The sequence below is a fragment of the Methylobacterium oryzae genome, from assembly GCF_036441375.1.
Lineage (GTDB): Bacteria > Pseudomonadota > Alphaproteobacteria > Rhizobiales > Beijerinckiaceae > Methylobacterium > Methylobacterium oryzae_A.
In genome coordinates this window covers 181519-202765 of sequence record NZ_MLCA01000001.1, presented here as the reverse complement: position 1 = coordinate 202765, position 21247 = coordinate 181519, and the positions used below count along the sequence as shown (strand labels likewise).

Annotated in this window: 20 protein-coding genes and 1 pseudogene; 13 read left to right on the top strand and 8 right to left on the bottom strand. The window is 72.9% G+C overall.

All coding sequences use genetic code 11. The features are described from left to right. Positions 1 to 1185, top strand: coding sequence for a zinc-binding metallopeptidase family protein (locus MOTC310_RS00865; protein WP_331294353.1), 1185 nt, complete (start codon positions 1 to 3; stop codon positions 1183 to 1185). A 137-nt stretch (positions 1186 to 1322) separates the two neighbouring features. On the opposite strand, the gene mntR is transcribed toward MOTC310_RS00865, so the two are convergent. Then, complete coding sequence (gene mntR, locus MOTC310_RS00860; protein ID WP_331294354.1) at positions 1323 to 1784, bottom strand: manganese-binding transcriptional regulator MntR; 462 nt, start codon at positions 1782 to 1784, stop codon at positions 1323 to 1325. Between the two features lie 179 nt (positions 1785 to 1963). Between mntR and MOTC310_RS00855 the strand changes: the two genes are divergently transcribed. Further along, positions 1964 to 3307, top strand: coding sequence for an Nramp family divalent metal transporter (locus tag MOTC310_RS00855; RefSeq protein ID WP_331300481.1), 1344 nt, complete (start codon positions 1964 to 1966; stop codon positions 3305 to 3307). Positions 3308 to 3316: 9 nt separating this feature from the next. Here the strand turns inward: MOTC310_RS00855 and MOTC310_RS00850 are convergent, their stop codons facing one another. After that, a complete protein-coding gene (locus MOTC310_RS00850) occupies positions 3317 to 5005 on the bottom strand; it encodes a thiamine pyrophosphate-binding protein (protein ID WP_331300480.1) in 1689 nt (562 codons plus the stop codon). Between the two features lie 183 nt (positions 5006 to 5188). On the opposite strand from MOTC310_RS00850, the gene MOTC310_RS00845 reads away from it, so the two are divergent. Beyond that, positions 5189 to 5611, top strand: a complete 423-nt coding sequence (locus tag MOTC310_RS00845) for a DUF1236 domain-containing protein (RefSeq protein ID WP_331294357.1) — start codon at positions 5189 to 5191, stop codon at positions 5609 to 5611. Positions 5612 to 5770: 159 nt separating this feature from the next. Further along, a complete protein-coding gene (locus MOTC310_RS00840; RefSeq protein WP_331294358.1) occupies positions 5771 to 6058 on the top strand; it encodes a hypothetical protein in 288 nt (95 codons plus the stop codon). Between the two features lie 109 nt (positions 6059 to 6167). Here MOTC310_RS00840 and MOTC310_RS00835 read toward each other — a convergent pair whose 3' ends face one another. Further along, entirely contained in the window at positions 6168 to 7052 is an 885-nt protein-coding gene (locus MOTC310_RS00835) for a LysR family transcriptional regulator (RefSeq protein WP_331300479.1), read from the bottom strand. A gap of 508 nt (positions 7053 to 7560) precedes the next feature. Between MOTC310_RS00835 and MOTC310_RS00830 the strand changes: the two are divergent. The 5 genes and pseudogenes from MOTC310_RS00830 to MOTC310_RS00810 all read left to right on the top strand — a co-directional run. After that, positions 7561 to 8661: pseudogene (locus MOTC310_RS00830) on the top strand (HD domain-containing phosphohydrolase); the annotation flags it as partial. A 339-nt stretch (positions 8662 to 9000) separates the two neighbouring features. Then, entirely contained in the window at positions 9001 to 10026 is a 1026-nt protein-coding gene (locus tag MOTC310_RS00825) for a histone deacetylase family protein (protein ID WP_331300477.1), read from the top strand. 163 nt (positions 10027 to 10189) lie between these two features. Continuing rightward, positions 10190 to 11554, top strand: a complete 1365-nt coding sequence (locus MOTC310_RS00820; protein WP_331300476.1) for an MFS transporter — start codon at positions 10190 to 10192, stop codon at positions 11552 to 11554. Positions 11555 to 11948: 394 nt separating this feature from the next. Then, entirely contained in the window at positions 11949 to 12191 is a 243-nt protein-coding gene (locus MOTC310_RS00815; RefSeq protein ID WP_331300475.1) for a hypothetical protein, read from the top strand. A gap of 35 nt (positions 12192 to 12226) precedes the next feature. Then, complete coding sequence (locus tag MOTC310_RS00810) at positions 12227 to 12484, top strand: hypothetical protein (RefSeq protein WP_331300474.1); 258 nt, start codon at positions 12227 to 12229, stop codon at positions 12482 to 12484. Positions 12485 to 12559: 75 nt separating this feature from the next. Here the strand turns inward: MOTC310_RS00810 and MOTC310_RS00805 are convergent, their stop codons facing one another. Together MOTC310_RS00805 and MOTC310_RS00800 are read right to left on the bottom strand one after the other, a co-directional pair. Continuing rightward, positions 12560 to 13270 (bottom strand): DUF1013 domain-containing protein, encoded by a 711-nt coding sequence (locus MOTC310_RS00805; protein ID WP_331294362.1) that lies wholly within the window; start codon positions 13268 to 13270, stop codon positions 12560 to 12562. Positions 13271 to 13501: 231 nt separating this feature from the next. Beyond that, positions 13502 to 14176 (bottom strand): TetR/AcrR family transcriptional regulator, encoded by a 675-nt coding sequence (locus MOTC310_RS00800; protein ID WP_331300473.1) that lies wholly within the window; start codon positions 14174 to 14176, stop codon positions 13502 to 13504. Between the two features lie 77 nt (positions 14177 to 14253). Here MOTC310_RS00800 and MOTC310_RS00795 point away from each other — a divergent pair, with 77 nt between their 5' ends. Beyond that, positions 14254 to 15405 (top strand): HlyD family secretion protein, encoded by a 1152-nt coding sequence (locus tag MOTC310_RS00795; protein ID WP_331300472.1) that lies wholly within the window; start codon positions 14254 to 14256, stop codon positions 15403 to 15405. Continuing rightward, positions 15402 to 16979: a DHA2 family efflux MFS transporter permease subunit gene (locus tag MOTC310_RS00790; RefSeq protein ID WP_331300471.1), complete on the top strand. Its 1578-nt coding sequence runs from the start codon at positions 15402 to 15404 to the stop codon at positions 16977 to 16979. Before MOTC310_RS00795 ends, MOTC310_RS00790 begins: the two co-directional genes overlap by 4 nt. 12 nt (positions 16980 to 16991) lie before the next feature. Here the strand turns inward: MOTC310_RS00790 and MOTC310_RS00785 are convergent, their stop codons facing one another. Together MOTC310_RS00785 and MOTC310_RS00780 are read right to left on the bottom strand one after the other, a co-directional pair. Then, the gene (locus MOTC310_RS00785) at positions 16992 to 18032 is read right to left on the bottom strand and encodes an ABC transporter substrate-binding protein (protein WP_331300470.1); all 1041 of its coding nucleotides are present in this window, start codon (positions 18030 to 18032) and stop codon (positions 16992 to 16994) included. A 287-nt stretch (positions 18033 to 18319) separates the two neighbouring features. Continuing rightward, entirely contained in the window at positions 18320 to 18946 is a 627-nt protein-coding gene (locus MOTC310_RS00780; RefSeq protein ID WP_331300469.1) for a TetR/AcrR family transcriptional regulator, read from the bottom strand. 105 nt (positions 18947 to 19051) lie between these two features. On the opposite strand from MOTC310_RS00780, the gene MOTC310_RS00775 reads away from it, so the two are divergent. Together MOTC310_RS00775 and MOTC310_RS00770 are read left to right on the top strand one after the other, a co-directional pair. Continuing rightward, a complete protein-coding gene (locus tag MOTC310_RS00775; RefSeq protein ID WP_331300468.1) occupies positions 19052 to 19426 on the top strand; it encodes a PspA/IM30 family protein in 375 nt (124 codons plus the stop codon). A 371-nt stretch (positions 19427 to 19797) separates the two neighbouring features. Next, positions 19798 to 20073 carry a YiaA/YiaB family inner membrane protein gene (locus MOTC310_RS00770; protein ID WP_012318586.1) on the top strand — a complete coding sequence of 92 codons (276 nt, stop codon included), beginning with the start codon at positions 19798 to 19800 and terminating at the stop codon, positions 20071 to 20073. A gap of 18 nt (positions 20074 to 20091) precedes the next feature. On the opposite strand, the gene MOTC310_RS00765 is transcribed toward MOTC310_RS00770, so the two are convergent. Then, on the bottom strand, positions 20092 to 21240 hold the full coding sequence (locus MOTC310_RS00765; protein WP_419539837.1) for a hypothetical protein: 1149 nt from the start codon (positions 21238 to 21240) through the stop codon (positions 20092 to 20094). Positions 21241 to 21247: the final 7 nt, after the last annotated feature.

The window sequence follows — 21247 nt, the reverse complement described above, 5'->3', positions numbered from 1 at the left end:
ATGAAGATCTTCCAGTGCCAGGCCTGCGACCAGCCGGTGACCTTCGAGGCGACCGGCTGCGAGAGCTGCGCGCGGCAGCTGGGCTACCTCTGCAAGGTCCACGAGGTCTCGGCCCTGGAGCCGCAGGGTCTCTCGGCGCACCCGCTGATGGGCGGCGCCCAGGTCTTTCACGCCTACGCGGATCCCGGCCGGCGCTACCGCCTGTGCAACAACGCCGTCTCGGCGGCCTGCAACTGGCTGGTCCCGGAGGACAGCCCCGACATCCACTGCACCGCCTGCCGCCACAACCGCGTGGTGCCGGACCTGTCGCAGAACTGGAACCTCACCCGCTGGCGCCAGATCGAGGCGGCCAAGCACCGGCTGTTCTACTCGCTGCTGCGCCTGGAACTGCCGCTCGCCACCCGCGCGCAGTACACGGACGGGCTGGCCTTCGACTTCCTGGTCGACCCGTCCGAGAGCTTCTCCGGCGGGACGCCGGTTCTGACGGGCCACATCAACGGCCTGATCACCATGAACATCGCGGAGGCCGACGACGTCGAGCGGGAGCGCCGGCGGATCCTGTTCGGCGAGCATTACCGCACGCTGCTCGGCCATTTCCGGCACGAGATCGGGCATTACTTCTGGTACCTGCTGGTGATGAACAGCCCGACCCTGGACGCCTTCCGGGCGCTGTTCGGCGACGAGCGCCTCAACTACGTCCAGGCCCTGCAGGACCACTACGCGAGGGGCGCGCCGGCCGACTGGGACGAGGCCTACGTCTCGGCCTACGCCACCGCCCATCCGTGGGAGGACTTCGCCGAGACCTTCGCGCATTACCTGCACATCGTCGACACGGTGGAGACCGCCTCGACCTTCGAGCTGCACGTGCGCCCGCGCCTGCGCCACGGGCCCGCGGCGCCGACCGTGATCGATTTCGACCCGTACAACACCCTGGACCTCGACCGGCTGATCGCCGCGTGGCTGCCGCTGACCTACGCGATCAACTCGCTGTCCCACAGCATGGGCCAGCCGGCGCTCTACCCGTTCAAGCTGACGCCCACGGTGATCGCCAAGCTCGCCTTCGTGCACGAGCGGATCTACGCCTCGCGCACCGGCACCTTACCGGATGCCGGCGAGGCGGGCGCCGAGATGCTGCGCGCGGTGATCATGGGCCTGCGCCAGAAGGTGGCGGCGCCGACGGGGTGAGGGTGGGGCGGCCGTGGCGGACACGCCGTCTTCGCGAGCGGACCGAAGCAATCCGGTCGGCGCCACGCTCGCTGACGTCGCGCTGCCGTTTGTCGCTTCGCTCCGCTCGCGCTGACGGCCGGAGGTCGGGAGGCCCATCACGCCCCCCCGCGCCGCTCCGCGAAGGCGCGGAACGCCTCGAGCGTCTCGGCGCTGACGTGGTGCTCGATCCCCTCGGCGTCCCGCCGGGCAGTCTCGGGACTCACCCCCAGGGCACACAGGAAGCGCTCGACGATGCGGTGGCGCTCCCGCGCCTGGGCGGCCAGCCGGCGGCCGGCCTCGGTCAGGAACACGCCGCGATAGGGCCGCTGCTGGACGAAGCCCTCCTCGCACAGGCGCTTCAGCATCTTGGCGACGGTCGGCTGGGCCACGCCGAGCCGGGCCGCGATGTCCACCTGCCGCGCCTCGCCGCCGTCGCCGATCAGGTCGTCGATCAGCTCGACGTAATCCTCCACGAGTTCCGAGCGCCGCGCCTCACGGGCTTGGCGGAAACTCTCCACGTGCCGCTCCGGATCGACCAGCACGGTCTCGGGCAAGCCCGGCTCGGACGGTTCCTGCATCGGCTTCCCCCCTCTCGGCTCGCATGCGCCGCCCCGGCCCTGTCTAGCAAACACCGGTGCCGGCAGGGGAGTCCCGTCGGACCCGCACGGAGCCGAACAGACCCGCACGGAGACCCCTTGCATCCGGCGGCGACAGCCCCGAGTATAGCTCACGCTATATTTTTGAGGAGAGGGTGAGCATGGTGGCGCCGAACGCCGCGACGGCCTCCGGTGGCCCGGCGCCCGAAGGAACCGCGCGCGGCGCGATGAGCCGGCGGACCGAGGGCGCGATCCGGGACGTCCTCGACGGCCGTCCCGGCGGCCGGGCCCGGTTCCTGCTGTTCGCCGGCCCCGCCGTGACGGCGTCGATCGCCTACATGGACCCCGGCAATTTCGCCACCAACATCCAGGCCGGCGCCCGCTACGGCTACGGCCTGCTCTGGGTGGTGCTGCTCGCCAACCTGACGGCGATGCTGTTCCAGGCGCTCTCGGCCAAGCTCGGCATCGTGACGGGCAAGAACCTCGCCGAGCATTGCCGGGACGCGACGACGCGCCCGGTCCGGCTCGCCCTGTGGGGCATCAGCGAGGTCGCCGCCATGGCGACCGACCTCGCGGAGTTCCTCGGCGGCGCCATCGGGCTGTCGCTGCTCACCGGCATGCCGCTGATGGCCGGCATGGGGATCACCGCGGTGGTCACCTACGCGATCCTGCTCCTGGAGCACGAGGGCTTCCGGCCGCTGGAGATCGCCATCGGCGCGATGGTCGGCACGATAGGCCTCTGCTACGCGGTCGAGCTCCTGGTCGCGCCCGTGGCCTGGGGCGAGGCCGCCAGGGGCCTCGTCACCCCGCGGATCCCGGACGCGCAGGCGCTCACCATCGCGGTCGGGATCATCGGCGCCACCGTGATGCCGCACGCCCTGTTCCTGCATTCGGGCCTGACCCAGGGGCGGGGCAATCCCCGCACCGAGGCCGACCGGCGCCTGCTGGTGCGCTACTCGAACCGCGAGGTGGTGGTGGCCCTGCTGCTGGCGGGCCTCGTCAACATGGCGATGGTGATCATGGCGGCGGCGGCCTTCCATGTCGGCCACAGCGAGGTGGCGGAGATCGGCGAGGCCTACCGCACCCTGACGCCGCTGCTGGGCCCCGCCGCGGGGGCGGCCTTCCTGGTGTCGCTCCTCGCATCCGGGATCTCCTCCTCGGTGGTGGGCACGCTCGCCGGGCAATTGGTGATGCAGGGCTTCACCGGCTGGCGGATCCCGCTCCTCGCCCGCCGGCTCGTGACCATGCTGCCGGCCTTCGCGGTGGTGGCGATCGGGGTCGACCCGACCCAGGCGCTGGTCCTGTCGCAGGTGGTGCTGTCGCTCGCCCTGCCGGTCCCGATGGTGGCCCTGGTGGTGTTCACCCGCCGCCGCAGCGTGATGGGGCCCTTCGCCAACGGGCCGCTCACCCAGGCCGCCGCCGTGGCGGGGGCGGCGGTGGTGCTCGTCCTCAACATGGTGCTGCTGGCGGCGGCCTTCGGGGTGCCGGTGCCGGGACTCGAGTGACGGCCCCGCTCAGGTCGCCCGCACCACCACCTCCACGAGGTTGGCGGCCCCCGACCGGATCCCGGCCTCGATCGCCGGGGCGATGTCGGCGGCCCGGGTCACCCGCCGGGCGGGAACGCCCATGGAGGCGGCCAGCGCCGGGAAGTCGATCCGCGGGTCGGTGAGGTCCATGGCGATGAAGCGGTTGGCGCGCACCGAGGCGTAGTGCGCCTGACCCTTCATGAAGGTCTTGAGGATGTTGTACTCGGCGTTGTTGATCACCACGAAGGTGACCGGCAGCTTCTCGTGCGCCGCCGTCCAGAGGGCCTGGGGCGAGTATAGCGCGGCCCCGTCGCCGACCACGCAGACCACCGGCGCGCGGTCGAGCCCCAGGGAGAAGCCCACCGCCGCCGGCATGCCCCAGCCGAGCACGCCGCCGCGCATCGCCGCGTACTGGTGCGCCGAGGGGCTGTCGAGGAAGGTGCGCAGGTGGGTGAGCGTCGCGGGCGCCTCGTCCACGATGGTGGTCTCGGCCCCGACCGCGCGGGCGACTTCGCGCGCGGCGACCAGCGGCGCGATCACCGGATCCTCGAAGGCCGCGTCGGCGGCCGCGGCGAGCTTGGCCCGGCGCTCGGCCCGGGCGGTCACGGCCTGACTGCGCAACTGCTCGAAGGCGTCGGCCCGGTCGGCGAGGCGGGGGCCGAGCAGCGGCAGCAGGGCGTCGAGCGAGGCGCGGATGTCGCCCACCGTCGACAGGCAGGTGGCGTAGGTGCGCCCGAGGTCGCGCACGTCGGCCGAGAGCTGGAAGACCTGCACCCCCGGCGGCACCGCCGAGACCTCCGAGTAGAGCACGGTGATCAGCGACTTGCCGCCGAGCGCGAACACCGCGTCGTAGCGCCCGAGGATGTCGGCGATGGCGTCGGCCCGGGTCGGCAGGTTCCCGGCCCAGAGCGGGTGCGCGGTGGGGAAGGGGATGTGGGCCGGCCAGGACGAGCCGTAGACCGGCGCCGCCAGGAGGTCGGCGAGCGCCACCATCTGCGCCGAGGCGTCCGAGGCGTCGATCTCGTCGCCCGCGATCAGGGCGAGGCGGCCCGGCGCGATCGCGGCGAGCTTGTCCGCCAAGCGATCGAGGGAGCCCGCCACCGCCCGCTGGTCGATGGTCGAGGTCTCGCCGGCCGGCACCGCCGACATCGCCTCCATCACGTCCATGGGCAGGGACAGGAAGACCGGGCCGGAGGGGGCGGCCCCCGCGTCGTGGAAGGCCCGGCGCAGCAGGATCGGGATCTGGTCCGGGCTCGTCACCTCGCGGGCCCATTTCATCACCGGGTCGGCGATGGCGACGAGGTCGCCCATCAGCAGCGGGTCGGTCAGCGCGTGGCGGAGATCCTGCTGCCCGGCGGTGACCACCAGCGGCGTGCCGGAGACCTGGGAATTCACCAGCCCGCCCATGGCGTGGCCGAGGCCGCCCGCCGTGTGCAGGTTGAGGAAGGCGGGCCGGCGGGCGCCCTGCGCGTAGCCGTCCGCCATGGCGACCGCGGTCGCCTCCTGCAGGGCGAGGATGTAGCCGATATCCGGCGCCTCGGTGAGCGCGTCGATCAGCGGCAGCTCGGTGGTGCCGGGATTGCCGAAGATGTAGCGCACGCCCTCCGAGCGCAGCACCTCCACCAGGAGGTCGGCGCCCCGGCGGCGGCCGGCGGTCTCCACGGTCTCGATCGGCATGGCTGTCCTCTCCGACGGAATCAGCCGGAGGCTACCCCATGGGCGGACCGGGGCAATGCCGGGCGCCGCCCGCGTCCCGCGGCAACCCATCGGCAGTCTTTTCGCCGTATCCTCCGGCCGGGACGCTCCCGCGCCCTCAGGCGCAGGCCTGACGATCCACGCCACCGACCAGGACGACAGATCATGCGGCTCGCGGCTCCCCTCGCGCTCCTGGCCACGCTGGTGGCCCCCCTGGGCCTCGCCGCGGGCGCGCGGGCGCAGGGGCTGGAGCGCGGGGCCCAGGAGGGCGCCGCGCGCGGCGAGGAGATGGCCGGGCCCCTCGGGGCGATCGTCGGCGGCGCGATCGGCGCGGCCGTGGGCACGGCCAACGGCATCCTCGGCGTCGACCGGCGGGAACGGTTCCGCATCTACGCCCTCGGCGAGCGCCGCCCCTCCGTCGCGCTCGCCGGGCCCGTGCGGGTCGGGACGGTGCTCCCGGAGGACGGCATCGTGTACTACGATGTCCCGCGCGAGTTCGCCCTGCCGGAGTACAGCTACACGATCGTCAACGACCACCCGGTTCTCGTCGAGCCGCGGTCGCGCCGGATCGTGGAGGTGATCGACTGACGGCCCGGGCGGGCGGCGCGGCCGGCGATCCGGCGCGACGGAGAGGGCGAGCCGATGCGGAGAGCGAAGGCGGGTCCGGACCGCGACCCTGCCGGCGCCCCCGGTGCCGGGCCTGGCGACAGGCCCGGTGACGAGCCCGGTGACGAGCCCGGTGACGGGATGAGTGCGCGCGACGCCGCGGAGGCCGGGCGGCGGCACTGGTTCTACGACAGCCGGGTCCTGGTCTGCACGTTCTGCCTGCTCGCGGTCATGGTCATCTTCTGGCAGGTGAGCCGGTTCGAGGGCTTCCAGCCGATCTTCACCTGCGCGCGGGATCAGGACGTCGATCGCGACCTGCTCTCCGTCGGGATGCGCGCCTGCATGGGCGACGCGCCCTCGCAGGCCGCCCAGGCACGCTGCATGCACGTCGTCTACCTTCTGGCCTGCACGGACGAGCGCTGGCGCTGACGCCGCCCGCGGGCGTCCCCGGCGGCCCGCACCCGGGTCAGGATTGCGGACGACGCGGTCGATGTCGGCGACCATCGAACCGGTCCGGGGCGCGTTCCGCGGGCGCCGCTCAGGCGCGCAGCTGCGCCACGAAGGCCCGGATGAACGGCGGCAATCCGTCGAGGTCGCGCAGGCACAGGGTCAGGTCGCGCCGCGCCCAGGCATCCGCGAGGGGCACCACCGCGAGGGCGAGGCCCTGCGCGGCGCGGGCGGCGGCGCTCTCGGGCAGGACCGCCAGCCCGACCCGCGCCTCGACCAGCCGGCAGACGGCGTCGAAGCCCCGGAGCTGGACCCGCAGGCGCATCGGCCGCCCCTCGCGCACCGCCTGGGCGACGAGGAAGCGGCTGATGGCGCTGCGTCGGTCGAGGCCGACGAGGTCGTGGCCGAGCACCTCGGCGAACGGGATCGTCCCGCGCGTGGCCAGGGGATGGTCCCGGGCCGCCACCAGCACGAACCGATCCTCCCGGAACGGGTAGGTCTGCAGCGAGCCGGTATCGACCGTGCCGGACAGGATGCCGAGATCGGCCGCCCCCTCGGCCACCAGCCCGACGATCTCCTCGGAGGTGCGCTCGTCGATCTCGACGCCGATGCCGGGATGGTCGGCCAGGAAGGCCGAGAGCGCCTCCGGCAGGAACTCGGTCAGGGCGTTGGTGTTGGCCAGCACCCGGATCTGGCCGAAGGCGCTCCCCGAGAAGGCCGCCATCTCCTCGCGCAGGCGCTCCACCCCGGCCAGAACCTCTCGGGCATGGACGAGGAGCGCGCGCCCGGCCGGGGTCGGGCTGACGCCCTGCCGGCCCCGGGTCAGCAGGGCGGCGCCGAGGGACTCCTCCATCAGCCGGATCCGCGTCGAGGCGGCCGCCAGGGCGAGGTTCGCCCGCGCGGCCCCGTGGGTGATCGAGCCGGCCTCGACCACGTGCCGGAACAGGCCGAGATCGGTGAGATCGAACCGCATCATCGCCAAGGCGCCTCCCGCCACGCCGTCCGGCCGGCGCGTTCCGAGCCGCCCCGGGTCGCGCACGGGGCAGGTTGCCTCGGCCGCGCGGGCCCCGTCTTAATCCTTTTCTCCGCCGGGGGCCGCGCAGCCGCGCCACCCCGCATCCCGGGGCCGCGGACCGGTCGCGGCGACGATCCCGATGACGGACGCGCCGATCCTTCAGGCGCCCCGGACCTGACGAATCCGGCTCTTCATCCGTCGATCGCCGCGACCTCACCGGATTTCGGCAAACGAGGACGCGAATTCACGCCCACCACGCCTCCGAGTAAAATAAAACTCCTCAATATAGCTGAGAACGACGATTTACCGCCCGTTAATGCGCCATCGTTCAATGCTGATCGACAGTCTTGCGAGGCGTCGCGGCGATGGTTCCTGTGTCGACATACCCGGTCCGACGGCCGCACCGGGATCGCCTGCGGCGTTCCGGCTCCGGGCCGGGCGGCCGGGTGCGCCGGTCCGGGAGCCGCTGATGGACGCGCTCCTCGTCGACGACAGCGCCACCATGCGGATGCGGCTGCGCCTCCTGCTGGAGGCCAAGCCGGACGTGTCCGTCACCGATCACGGCGACCCGGTCGCCGCGATGGTCGAGGCGCGGACGCGGGCCTTCGACCTCGTCCTGGTCGACTGCCACATGCCCGACATCGACGGGATCGCCTTCATCCGGGAGATGCGGACCATCCCGCACTACGCGCAGGTGCCCATCGTGATGGTCACCAGCGACATCTCGGACGCGGTGCGGCTCGCCGCTCTGGAGGCGGGGGCGACCGATTTCCTCGACAAGTCCATGCGGGGCGTCGAGCTCACCGTCCGCCTGCGCAACATGATCCGGCTCGCCCGGGCGGTGCGGCGGCTGGCCGAGCAGGCGGCCTGGCTCGACGGCGAGGTCGAGGCCGCCCTGCGCCACATGCGCGAGCGCGAGGAGGAGATCATCTTCCGCCTCGCGCTCGCGGTCGAGTACCGCGACAACGACACCGGCGATCACACGTGGCGGGTGGCCCGCTACAGCCAGATCGTGGCCGAGGGGCTCGGGCTGGCGCCGGAGGTCTGCCGCAACCTCTACCTCGCGGCGCCGCTGCACGACGTCGGCAAGGTCGGCATCCCGGACGGCGTCCTGCTGAAGCCCGGACGGCTCGACCGGGACGAGTTCGACCTCGTCAAGACGCATCCGGCGATCGGACGGCGCATCCTGGGCGGCAGCGCCTCCGAGCTGATCCGGCTGGCCGCGGAGATCGCGGAGTATCATCACGAGAAGTGGGACGGCGGCGGCTACCCGCACGGGCTCGCGGGCGCCGCCATTCCCCTGTCGGCCCGGATCGTCGCGGTGGCGGACGTGTTCGACGCCCTGACCACGGCGCGGCCCTACAAGGACGCGATGTCCTTCGACGCCGCCCTGGACTGCATCCGCGCCGAGAGCGGCCGCCATTTCGACCCGGCCTGCGTGGCGGCGTTCTGCGCGCGCTTCGCGGACATCCGCGTGGCCGGCGGCCAGAACCGGTCGGCGGTGCGGCCGAGTGCCGGGCCGGTCACGGAACCCTGGGCGCGGGTCCCGACCCTGCTCCGCGAGGTCGCCCCCGCGGCGCCCGTACCGACGGGGTGGTGCGCCGACGCCCTCGACACGCTCCTGGTACCGTCCCCGGCACCGTCGGCGAACCCGGACGCGTCTGCGCCGTTGATCCCCGACCCGCACGGATCGCGGACGGAGCCGGACCATGACCCCGACCTGGAAGACGCTGCCGCAGATCGCCCTGGCGCACGGGATCTCCCTGGAGGATGCCCAGCGCCTCGTGGACGGGGCGAACTGCCCGAAGGTGTTCCGCGCGGACGGCACCGTCTACCTCATCTGAGCCCGTCTCATCCGAATCCGTCCCGGGCGGATGACGCGCATCCCGGCGCGCCCTAACCTGCCGGCATGCGCATCGTCCACACGCCCGATTCGAGCCGGCACGATCCCGAACACTACATGCGGCGCGGGGCACCGATCCCGCATCCCGAGCAGGCGGCCCGCTACACGATCCTGCGGGACGCGGCGCTGCGGGGCGGCCACGACCTCGCCGAGCCGGCCGATCACGGCCTCGAGCCGATCCGGGCGGTGCACGATCCGGACTACGTGGCGTTCCTGGCCGAGGCCTGGGCGCGCCGGGGCGAGATCCCCGACATCGGCGACGAGATCCTGACCGGGTCCTTCGCCCGGCCGCAGATGCACCGGAAGCCCGCCGGCCTCCTCGGCCGCCTGGGCCTCTACACCGCCGACACCTCGACGCCGATCCGCGCCGGCACCTGGGCGGCGGTCTACGGGTCGGCGCAGTGCGCGGTCGCGGCCGCCGACGCGGCGCTGGCGGCGGGACACGCCTACGCCCTGTGCCGCCCGCCCGGCCACCACGCCTACGCGGATTCCGCCGGCGGCTTCTGCTTCCTCAACAACAGCGCCATCGCGGCCGAGCGGCTGCGCGCCGCGACCGGCGGCCCGGTGGCGATCCTCGACATCGACGTCCATCACGGCAACGGCACGCAGGGGATCTTCTACGCCCGCGCGGACGTGCTGACGGTCTCGGTCCACGCCGACCCAGCCGACTACTTCCCGTTCTTCGCCGGCTACGCCGACGAGACCGGCACCGGGGCGGGGGCGGGGTTCAACCGCAACCTGCCGCTGCCGCCGGGCTCGGGGGACGCGCCCTGGCTCGCGGCCGTGGAGGCGGGCCTCGCGGCGATCGCCGCGCACCGGCCCTGGGCGCTCGTGGTGGCGCTGGGCCTCGACGCCGCCGCGGACGATCCGATCGGCGCCCTCGCGGTGACCCGGGCCGGCTTCGCCGGGGCAGCGGAGCGGATCGCCCGGGCCGGGCTGCCCACGGCCCTGGTCCAGGAGGGCGGCTATCTCTGCGCCGCCCTGCCGGACAACCTCGCGGCCTTCCTCGCAGCCTTCGACGCCGCGCGCTGAGACCCGCCGCACGCCTGTCCCGCGGCGCAGCGCGACGCGCAGGCGAGACGCGATCGCCGGGGCGCCGGATCGGCCGCCCGGATGTGGTCGACCCGATGCCACAACCGACCTATCAGGGCGGGGGAGGGCGCCGGCGACGCGCCCCGGGCGGGAGGAACGGAGAATGGACGCGGGCGATGTCGGGCTGCGCGAGGCGGCCAGCGCTCCGTGGTACGCGGGTCTCACCCGGCGCCACTGGCGGATCCTGTGGGGCAGCTATCTCGGCTGGATCTTCGACGGCTACGAGGCGGTGGCCCTGGTCTACGCCCTGCGCCCGGCGCTGGCCTCGATCCTCACTCCCGAGCAGGCCCAGGCGCCGGCCTTCTACGTGGGTCTCGCCATCGGCATCACGCTGCTCGGCTGGGGGATCGGCGGCCTGATGGGCGGGATCGCGGCCGACTATATCGGTCGCAAGCGCATGATGATGGTGTCGATCCTGGGCTACGCCGTCTTCACCGGGCTCACCGCCTTCGCGGAGAGCTTCACGCAGCTCGCGCTGCTGCGCTTCATCACCGGGCTCGCCATCGGCTCGGAATGGTCGACCGGCATCGCCCTGGTGGCCGAGACCTGGCCGAACCGGGCGCGCCCGAAAGGTTGCGGCTTCCTGCAATCGGGCTTCGGCGGCGGCGCGGTTCTGGCCGCCATCGTCTGGGCCGTGCTCGCCGCCACCGAGCCCCTGGGCGCGGAATCCTGGCGGATCCTGTTCGCGCTGGGCGCGCTCCCGGCCTTCGTCTGCCTGTACCTGCGGCGGGCGCTGGAGGAATCCGAGCAGTGGATGCAGGCCGTGAAGGCGCAGCGCTGGGCCGCCACGACCGAGGATGACGGCGCCGAGCATGCCGGCGCCGCCCGGAAGAACGGGGCCCGGCCGTTCTCGCTCACCGAGATCTTCCGGGAGCCGGAGAGCCGGCGGCGGGTGCTACTGGCCACCGCCCTGTCCTTCGCCACCACGGTGGGCTGGTGGGCGGTCTCGTCCTGGCTGCCGGCCTACACGGAGGGGCTCGCCAAGGCCGCGGGCGAGCCGGCCAATCTCTGGGGCCCGCGCATGGGCATCATCTACAATATCGGGGCGATCACCGCCTACGTGATCTCGGGCTTCGTGGCCGACGCGATCGGGCGCCGCGCCTTCCTGCTCGTCACCTATGTCGGCTGCATCGCCACGTCGCTCGCCTGCTACCTCTGGACCGGCGGGCTGGTGCCGTTCATGGGGCTCGCCTTCCTGAACGGGTTCTTCACCCTGGGCTTCGCCTTCTCGTGGATGGCGATCTATCTCGCGGAGCTGTTCACGCCGTCGGTCCGGGCGACGGCGGCGAGCGCGGTCTTCAACGGCGCGCGGCTGATCGCCTGGATCTTCCCGATCCTCGCCGGGCAGATCGTAACCGCGTTCGGGGGCGTCGCCGCGGCGGCGCTGACCCTGTCGAGCGTCTACGTGATCGGCCTCGTCGTGCCGTGGTTCATGCCGGAGACGCGGGGCCGGCCGCTGCCGACGTGAGCTAAGGCCCCCGCCCGGCCGGCCCGCTCCGGCCGGGCGGGGCCGCCGGGTGCGCATCCTTCAAATCCCGCTCCCGCCGGGAACCTCCGCGCAACCGCAATCCACGAGACGTGCCCGCGCGGCACCGGAAGTTTCAAGGTCGTCGGCACTCCCCGTCACGGAAGCTCGAGCGCGATCTCAGGGCCGAGGACGCGGTGAGGACACTGTTCTCGACCGAGGGCCTCCAGCCCCGGAACCGTTTCCCGCTCTGGAGAGACACGCTCCTCGCTGACGGCGTCGCCATCGCGTGGCAGCGCCTGGACGACGCGCCCTTCGAGGCGCGGATCAGGGCCCGCCCGTCGGCCCTGATCCGCGGCTCAAGCGCATTTTCCAGGGCGCCATCCAGGGCGAGGCGATGGCCGGCCTCATGCGGCGGCTCGGCAATGACGGCAATCTCAGCGTCGTCCTGACGCTCGGCGGCACGATGTCGAGCCTCCAGGACGGCCGCTGCGCGGTGCAGGGCGCCGGTGATCTCCTGGTGCTCGCCCGTCGCCCGGGGTCCTGGCCTCGGCCCAACCCGGCGAAGCTCTGTCCCTGGAACCGCCGCGGGAGCGCCCGGAGCGCGCCCCCGGCCCGGCGCGGCTCTACAGCGCCCTGACCGTCGGCGCGGATCTCGCGCCGGCAGCCCTGACGATGACCTTCTTCCAGGATCTGGCCCGGCAGATCGGCCGGCTCTCACCCGCTTCGGCCGAGCGGATGGCGACCATCGGGGTCGACCTGATCGCCGCGAGCCTCGCCGAGCGGATGGCCCAGGAGGTGCCCCGCGCGGTCCACGGCAACGTTACGGTCCAGCGCGCCAAGGCCCATTTCCCGCGGCGCTTCGAGGAGCGCTCCGGCCTATCGCCGGGCGCGTACCGGCAGACGCACATGTCGGCGACCGGGGCGCGCTGAGGGCCGCGCCGAGGGCGGGTCGAGAACGCGCTCGGCCGGCCCCCGGCATCGGCCCCGGACCCCGGGAGACCGGTCCTACTCCTCGTCGTCCTCGTCGTGGTGCCGGCCCTTGAGCTTGGCGAAGACCGAATCCGCGTCGAGCCGCTCCTCGCGGCCGCCGTGATCGTCCTCGTGCTCCCGCTCGTCCGCGTCGCGGGCCGTGGAGACTTCCGTCGGCAGGAGCGAGGCGCCGGCTTCGGCCGCCACCGCGGCCGGGCGGTCGGCCGCGGCGCGCTGGACCTCGAAGTCGAGGTTGATCTGGGTGGTGAGCCCCAGCGTCACCGGGTCCATCGGCTGCAGCGAGCCCGAGTTCCAGTGGGTGCGCTCGCGGATCTGCTGGATCGTCGACTTGGTGGTGCCCACGAGCCGGATGATCTGCGAATCCTTCAGCTCGGGGTGATTGCGCAGCAGCCACAGGATGGCGTTCGGCCGGTCCTGGCGGCGCGACAGCGGGGTGTAGCGCGGGCCCTTGGTGGTGCGCTTCACCTCCGGCAGCTTCACCTTCGAGACGGCGGGCTTGAGCTTGTAGTGCGGCGCCTTCTGGGCCTTCTCGATCTCGTCGCGGGTGAGCTGGCCGGTGGAGACCGGATCGAGCCCCTTGATGCCGGCCGCGACCTCGCCGTCGGCGATGCCCTTCACCTCCAGCGGGTGGAGCTTGCAGAAATCGGCGATCTGCTCGAAGGCGAGCGAGGTGTTCTCGACCAGCCAGACGGCGGTCGCCTTGGGCATCAGCGGACCCTGGGACATGCTTCTCGTGCTCCGGCCTGGCGGGACGGGGGCCGGGCATCGGGCCGCGGGCTCCGGATGACCGATCCGGATGTCCCGTCTCACGCTGTCGAATGGGGATGACGCACTATAGGCTCGGGCGGGGAGGGGCGCAATCGCGGGTTGGGCCCGTTCGGAGCCCGGCGTGCCGATTCGGCGGCCAATTCACCGCCGCCGGCGCCGCGCCCGGCCCTCGCGGGAACCGGACGCCCCTCAGCGCGGGCGCACCCCGTCGAGGAACAGCCGCACCGCCGCCTGCCGCCGCCGCTCCTGCGCCTCCGGATCGGTGGCGATGCCGTAGAGGGTCGCCTGGGACGAGCGGCCGAGGACGAGGCTGAGGAACAGGTCGGCCGCGATCTCGGGATCCGCGACGGCGATCCGCCCGCGCCGCGCGAAGGCGGCCAGCAGCTGCGCCACGGCGCGCACGCCGCGCAGCCAGCCCTCCTCGTGGGCGAGACGGGCGAGTTCGGGGAACTGCAGCGCCTGGGCCACGAGGTTGCGCTTGAGCATGGCCGCGCCCGGCGACTGCCCGTGGGCCAGCAGGGTGCGGCTGAGATCCTCCAGGGCGGTCTCGACGTCGTCGCTCCCGCCCTGCGCGGCCTGGGCCTCGGCCGCGGCGGAGAGCGGCGCCAGCCACGCGGCGATCCGCTCGCGCAGGACCGCCTCGAACAGGGCCCGCTTGTCGCGGTAGCGCGCGTAGACCGTCGGCTTGCTCATCCCGGCGGCCTCGGCCACCGCGTCGATCGAGGTGGCGTCGAAGCCGCGCTCCAGGAACAGGGTCGTGGCGACGGCGATCAGGTGCGCCTCGCGCCGGGCCGCCTCGGCGCGGGTCGGCCGGCCGCCGCGCCGCGGTCCCGCCTCCGCCAGATCGATCTCCGTGACCGCCACGCGCGATCCTCCTTGCCCGAAACCGCCATTCGGATTATCAAAACGATACCGTACCGTTTTGATTCTGGCCAGACCTGATGGACGCACGTCGCAGCGACANAGCCCCCGCGGCGAAGCCGCGCCGCGGCCGGGCGCGGGCCGTCCTGCCCCTGGTGGGCCTGCTCGCGCTCGGCGGGGCGGGGGCCTACGGCTGGCACTGGTGGAGCGTCGGGCGGTTCCTCGAGACCACCGACGACGCCTACCTGCAATCCGACAAGGTGACGGTGGCGCCCCGCATCGCCGGCATCGTCGCGGCGGTGATGGTCGGCGACAACCAGCCGGTGAAGGCCGGCGACGTGATCGCGCGCCTCGACGACCGGTCCTACCGGGTCCAGCTCAAGCAGGCCGAGGCCGAGGTCGACAAGGACCGGGCGCAGGTGCTGGGCGTCGCCGCGGCGATCGTCCAGCAGCGGGCGCAGGTCGCCTCGTCGCGGGCCGACCTCGCCAACGCCGAGGCCGCGCTCACCTTCTCCCAGCAGGAATACACCCGCTACCAGAACCTGCTGCAGACCGGCTCCGGCACGGTGCAGCGCCAGCAGCAGGCGGATTCCGACCTGCGCCAGCGCCACGCCGCCCGCGACAAGGCCGCCGCCTCTCTGGACGCCGCGCAGAAGCAGATCGACAGCCTGAAGGCGCTCGAGGCCAGCACCCGGGCGAGTCTCGAAGGCGCCGAGGCCAAGGTCGAGGGCGTGAAGCTCGACCTCAGCTACACCACCATCGTGGCGCCGATCGACGGGACGGCCGGCGACCGGGCGCTCCGGGTCGGCCAGGTCGTCTCCCCCGGCACCGGGCTCCTGACCCTCGTGCCGATGGGTCGCGACATCTACCTCGTGGCGAACTTCAAGGAGACCCAGACCGGCCGCATGGTCGAGGGCGAGCGCGTCACTTTCACGGTGGACGCCTTCGGCGACCACGAATTCCAGGGCCGGATCGAGAGCTTCTCGCCGGGGACCGGCTCGCAATTCGCCCTGCTGCCGCCGGAGAACGCCACCGGCAACTTCACCAAGGTGGTGCAGCGCGTGCCGGTGCGCGTCGCCCTCGACCCGGCCGACCCGCTGGTCGCCCGCCTGCGCCCCGGCCTGTCGGTGGAGGCCACGGTCCACACCGCCGACCCGGTGGAGCCGGTCGACCCGGCCCGGCGCCGTCCGAGAACCGCCCCGGCGCTCGTCAGCGAGGCCCTGCCCCGATGAGTTCGGTTCCGGCCGTGCCGGTGTCCGAGGCCAGGGCGAGCGCCCGGGACTGGCTCGCCGTGTTCGGCGCGATCCTCGGCGCCTTCACGGCGATCCTCGACATCCAGATCACCAACGCCTCGCTCGCCGACATCCAGGGGGCGCTCGGCGCCTCCACCGAGGAGGGGAGCTGGATCTCCACCGCCTACCTGATGGCCGAGATCATCGTGATCCCGCTCACCGGCTGGCTGTCCTCGGTGATCGGCCTGCGCCGCTACCTCGCGGTGAACACCATTCTGTTCACCGCCTTCTCGCTGGCCTGCGCGCTGTCCACGACCTTGAGCCAGATGATCCTGTTCCGGGCCGGCCAGGGCTTCACCGGCGGCGTGCTGATCCCCACCGCGATCGTCATCGTGCGCACGCGGCTGCCGAAGAGCCAGCAGGCGGTCGGCATCGCCATGTTCGGGCTCACCGCGACCTTCGCGCCGGCGATCGGCCCGACGGTCGGCGGCTGGCTCACCGACAACCTGTCCTGGCACTACATCTTCTACCTGAACCTGATCTTCGGTCCGATCGCGGCCGCGATCCAGCTCGGCGCCTTCGAGGCGGCGCCGGCCCGCTGGGGCGAGCTGCTCAAGGGCGACTGGATCGGCATCGGCCTGATGGCGACCGGCCTGCCGGCCCTGACCTTCGTGCTGGAGGAGGGCCAGCGCAAGGACTGGTTCGGCTCGCCCGTGATCGTCGAGGCGAGCTGGCTCGCGGCGGCCGGCATCGCCGGGTTCATCGTCCGCGAGCTGACGGCGGCGCGGCCGTTCATCAACCTGCGGGTGCTGGCCAACCGCTCGGTCGGCGGCGCCTGCGTGCTGATGACCGTGCTGGGCGCGGTCTCGTACGGGTCGATCTACATCATCCCGGTCTACTGCGCGCAGATCCAGGGCTACAACGCCCAGCAGATCGGCTACGTGGTGATGTGGTCGGGCCTGCCGCAGCTGCTGCTCTTCCCGATGATGCCGCTGATCATGCGCGCCGTGGACGCGCGGCTCCTCGTGGTCACCGGCACGCTGTTCTTCATCGCGAGCTGCTGGATCAATGTCGGCCTGACCCACGACGTCGGCGCCGACCAGCTGATCCTGCCGCAGGTCATGCGGGCCATCGGCCAGCCGCTGTTCACGATCCCGCTCTCGCAGCTCTCCACGGCCGGCCTCGCGCCCCGCGACACCGCCGACGCCTCGGCGCTGTCGAACATGATGCGCAACCTCGGCGGCTCGATCGGCATCGCCCTGCTGTCGACCATGATCGACCGGCGGGAGCACTTCCACTTCTCGATGCTGGCCGAGGCGATCACCGTCAACGCGACCCGCACCCAGGACCGGCTCGCGGCGCTCGCCGCCGGGATGCACGCCCGCATCGCCGACCCGCTCGCCGCCAAGGGCGTCGCGCTCGGCCAGCTCGCCGCCCAGGTCCGCCGCGAGGCCTATGTCATGGCCTACGCGGACGGGTTCTGGCTGGTGGGCGTGAGCCTCGTGGCGAGCCTCGCGGTGGTGGCGGTCCTCAGGAAGCCGCAGCGCGCCGCCGGCCCCGTGGAGGCGCACTGAGCGGCCGGGGGCCTACTTCCCCGGGAGGTTGTGGACGATCGGGAAGAACGTGTCCTTCCAGTCCTTGGGCTCGGCCTTGATGGTCTTCATCGCGTAGAAGTGCCGGGCCTGGAGCATGATGCCGTAGGGGGTGGTGGAGAAGTTCGTCCCCGGCTCCTTCATGATCTCGACCAGCGTCTCGGGCGGCGTCTTCTCGTTGGTGGCCGCCACGTAGTCCCTGGCCGCCTGGAGCGGGTCCTTGGCGATCTCGGCATTGGCCTCGTCGATGGCGGCCACGATGGCGGCGGCGAGCTTGGGGTTGCGGTTGAACCAGGCCGTGCGGGCGTAGAAGATCGCGTTGCTCACCGGCTCGCCGACCAGCTCGTAGGAATTCAGCACCTTGTGGATCGCCGGGTCCTGCAGCTCGCGCTGCTGGAACGGCGGCAGCGAGAAGTGGCTGTTGACCTCGTTGTGCGGGCTCGCCAGGGCCGCCACCGCGTCGGGATGGCCGAGCTGGACGGTGAGCGGGTCGAGCTTGGTGGCGTTCTCGGGCCCGAACGCCTTCTTGGCGGCGATCTGGAGCAGCACCGCCTGGGACGAGACCTTCACGGAGGGCAGGGCAATCTTGTCCTTGGACGAGAAGTCCTTGAGCTCCTTCACCTCCGGGTTGCGGGTGAGCAGCAGCATCGGTGTCGAGCCGACCCCGCACAGGCCCTTCACGTCGCCCCGGGTGCGGTCGTTGAGCAGCAGCATGTTGGTCGAGCCGCTGTCGACGATGTCGATATTGCCCGAGAGCAGCGCGTCGTTGCCGGCCGCGCCGCTCGTCAGGTTGACCCACTCCACCGCGACGTCGCCGAGGCCCGCGGCCTTGGCGTGCTTCTCGATCAGCTTGTGCTGCTCGGCGAGCACGGCCGGGAGGTAGACGAAGCCCGGCTGCCGGCTGATCCGGACCTTGGCATCGTCGGCCCGGGCGGGGGTGGCCAGCGCCAGCCCGGCCAGCAGGAGGGCCGATCCTGCCCGCAGGAGCCGGCGGCGGCCCAGCCGCAACGAGCCCGTCCGAGACGCACGCACCATGACGCTTCTCCCTGTGGCCCGGCGGCTCCGTGTCCGATCCGGGCTTGTCTTGCGCGCGAGTGGACAGAATCGGGCGGGCGGGCGCAAGGCCCTGCCGTCTCGGCCCGCTTACGCCGGAGCCTCAAAGTTCGGCGCCGTGAAGGCGCGGCGCGCCCCGCCGTCGCGATCCCGGGATCGTCAGCGTGAAGCCCCAGCTCGAGCCGGGCCGGATGGCCAGGACGCGCACTCTGCCCGATGTGGCCCAGGGGGTGGCGGCCTCTTGCGAGGGCGCGGAGCGAGCCGGGCGCTCAGTCCGCCGAGAAGCCCCGGACCGCCGCCCGCACCAGCGCGCCGATCATCGGCCGCACGTCGTCCACCCCGAGGGGTCCGAGGCTGCCGAGATCGGCGAGATAGGTCATGCCGTGGACGCTGGACCACAGCGCCCGCGCCATCACCGGGATCGCCGCCTCGGCGAGGCGGCCGCCGTCGCGCAGCACCCCTTCCAGGATCCCGAACAGGGCCGCGATGTCGGCCTGCACCGAGTCCGGCGCCGCCACGGTCCGGCGCTCGAAGATCGCCGCCCAGGCGGCGTGGTGCGCGCCCGCGAAGGCGAGGTAGGCGTCGGCCAGGCACAGGAGCCGCGCCTCCGTCTCCCGCGACGGGCAGGCCGCCAGCGCCCCCGCGAGGGCGTCCCGGAGCTGCCGCATGGTCACGGCGTTGGCCTCCAGCCGCAGCACTTCCAGGCTGTCGAACTGCGTGTAGACCGAGCCGACCGCCGTGCCGGCCCGCTCCGCGACGGCGCGGGCGGTCAGGGCCGCCGCGCCGCCCGCGTTCAGGATCGCCACCGCGGCGTCGATCAGGGCCCGGCGATCGGCCGCCCGGTCGCCCGGCTCCTTCCGCGGCCGCCCTCTCGATTTTTTATGAACCTCGTTCATTTTATACCTTGCGGCCCGCCGCCCGCCGTGTTTACTTGTTTCATGAACGACGTTCAATCAAATCCGGACACGGTCCGGCCCGTCGTTCCCGCGAGGTGAACCGTGATGAGGACCCTCTCCTTCCTGATGCGCGGCGTGATCGCCGACAACGCCCAGGCGATCCACGACGCCCATGCCGTGACGATCCTGCGCCAGCAGATCCGGGACGCCGCCGGCGCCCTGGCGACCGCCCGGCGGGAGCTGGCCGTCGCGATGGCCTACCACGCCGCCGAGGCGCGCGCCCTGGCGGCGATCGGCGGCCGCATCGACACGCTGTCGGACGGGGCGCGCCGGGCGCTCGGCGACGGCCGCGAGGATCTCGGGACCGAGGCGGCGATCCACATCGCCGCCCTGGAGGACNCCACATCGCCGCCCTGGAGGACGAGCGGGCCGACCGCCGGGCCGCCGCCGAGCGCTTCGCCGCGGAGGTCGAGCGGCTGAAGCGCCTCGTCGCGCAGGGCGGCGAGCGGCTGCGGGATCTCGACCGCGGGCTCCAGACCGCCCGCACCACCGAGGCGCTGCGGCGGGCCGGCCTCGAGGGCCGCCGGGTCACGACCCTGTCGGCGGGCGCCCTCGGGGAGGCCGAGCGGACGCTGGCGCGCCTGCGCGAGCGGCAGGCGGCCGAGGCAGACGTCGCCGCCGCGCTGACCGAGCTCGAGGCCGAGGCCGCGGGCGGGATCGAGGCCGATCTCGAGGCGGCGGGCTACGGCCGCCCCCGCACGGACCCGCTCGCGGTGCTGGACCGCCTCAGGGCCGGGGCCTGACCGGAGCCGCACCAATCCCCGTTCGAACATTCCTCAGGAGACCGCACCATGACACCGCAGATGCCCCATACCGGCGCCTGGAAGACCTTCACGCTGGTCAGCTTCGCCGCCGCCGCCGCCATGCTGACGATCGGCATCTTCTTCCTGCCCGCCGAGATCTGGATCAAGGGCTACCTCGCCATGGCGTCGCTGTTCCTCACGGGCACGACCTTCACCCTGGCCAAGACCCTGCGCGACGAGCACGAGGCGAAGCGGCTGATCAACAAGATCGAGGACGCCGCCACCGAGCGCGTCCTGCGCGAGGCGGTGCCGGGCCGGCTCTGACCGGATCCCGGGCCCCGCTCAGCCCGCGGCGTCCAGGAACGCGGCGAGCACCCGAGAAAATTCCGGGGTCCGCAGGTAGCCGTAGGATTTGTGCCGGTTCTCGGCGCCGTCCGGCCTCCGGTAGGCGTTGATCACCGGGACGTCCCGCACCCGCACGCCGGCGGCGTTCGGCGCGTAGAGGGCCGCGAGGTCGTCGCCCACCGTGGCGATGTCCCGGCGGTCCATCAGGTTGGTCCAGGCGGTGAGCGCCGCCGGCACCCGGAGGTCGCCGTGCTCGTCGGCGAGCTTCAGCTTCAGTTCGGCGAGCCCGAGGGGCGCGCCGAGGGTGACCAGCTCGCAGCGGGGCATCGGCGTCCCGCCCGCCTCGGCGGCGCGCAGCACGTCGTAGGCGATCAGGCCACCCATCGAGTGCGCGGCGATCAGCACGCGGTCCGCCGCGGCCGCCGCCAGGGCGTCGCGCAGGCGCGCCCGCGCCGCCGCCCGGAACGCCGCGTCCTCGTAGTAGCCCCAGAGATCGTCGAGGCGGTATTCCAGGATCAGGTCGTCCACCGGCGTCACCCCGGCGGCCTCCTGCAGGTGCGACAGGCCGCGATAGATCCGGTCGGCGAGGGTCGGCTCGGCGCGGTCGGGCTCCCCCGCCGGGGAGGGGAACGGCCCGAGGCCGTGATCGGGGCGGTAGGGCTCGCGATTGCGGTCGCCCGAGAGCGGCTGCGGGTAGCGCAGGTCCGCCCAGTAGACGAAGGTGAAGGGCAGGCCGTCCTCGGCCACCCGGAGCCCGCGATTGCGGTCGAGCCCCTCGCGGATCGCGGCGCGCCACCAGGCGGCCTTCTCATCCCGGGGCGGCTTGTTGGCGAGCCCGTGGATGCCGATGATGTTCGTCCGACCCAGTGTCCGCTCCCAGACCGACGAGAGTGCCGGCCGGGCAAGATAGGGCCGCCCGACGCGGACGGAACTGCGGCTTAGTTTCCGGGCGGCGCGGCCCGTCGCCCCTGCCCGTCGCCCCTGCCCGTCGTCCTCGCCCGTCGCCCCTGTCCGTCGTCCCCGCCCGTCACCCCATTGCCACGCGGGCGCTCCGCCATAGCTGCGCTGCGGGAACCGGATCGAACCCGGGGCCTTCTCCCACGACAGATGATCCTGCCGCGCTTGTGCCCCGGTGCGCGCGGCCAATGACGAG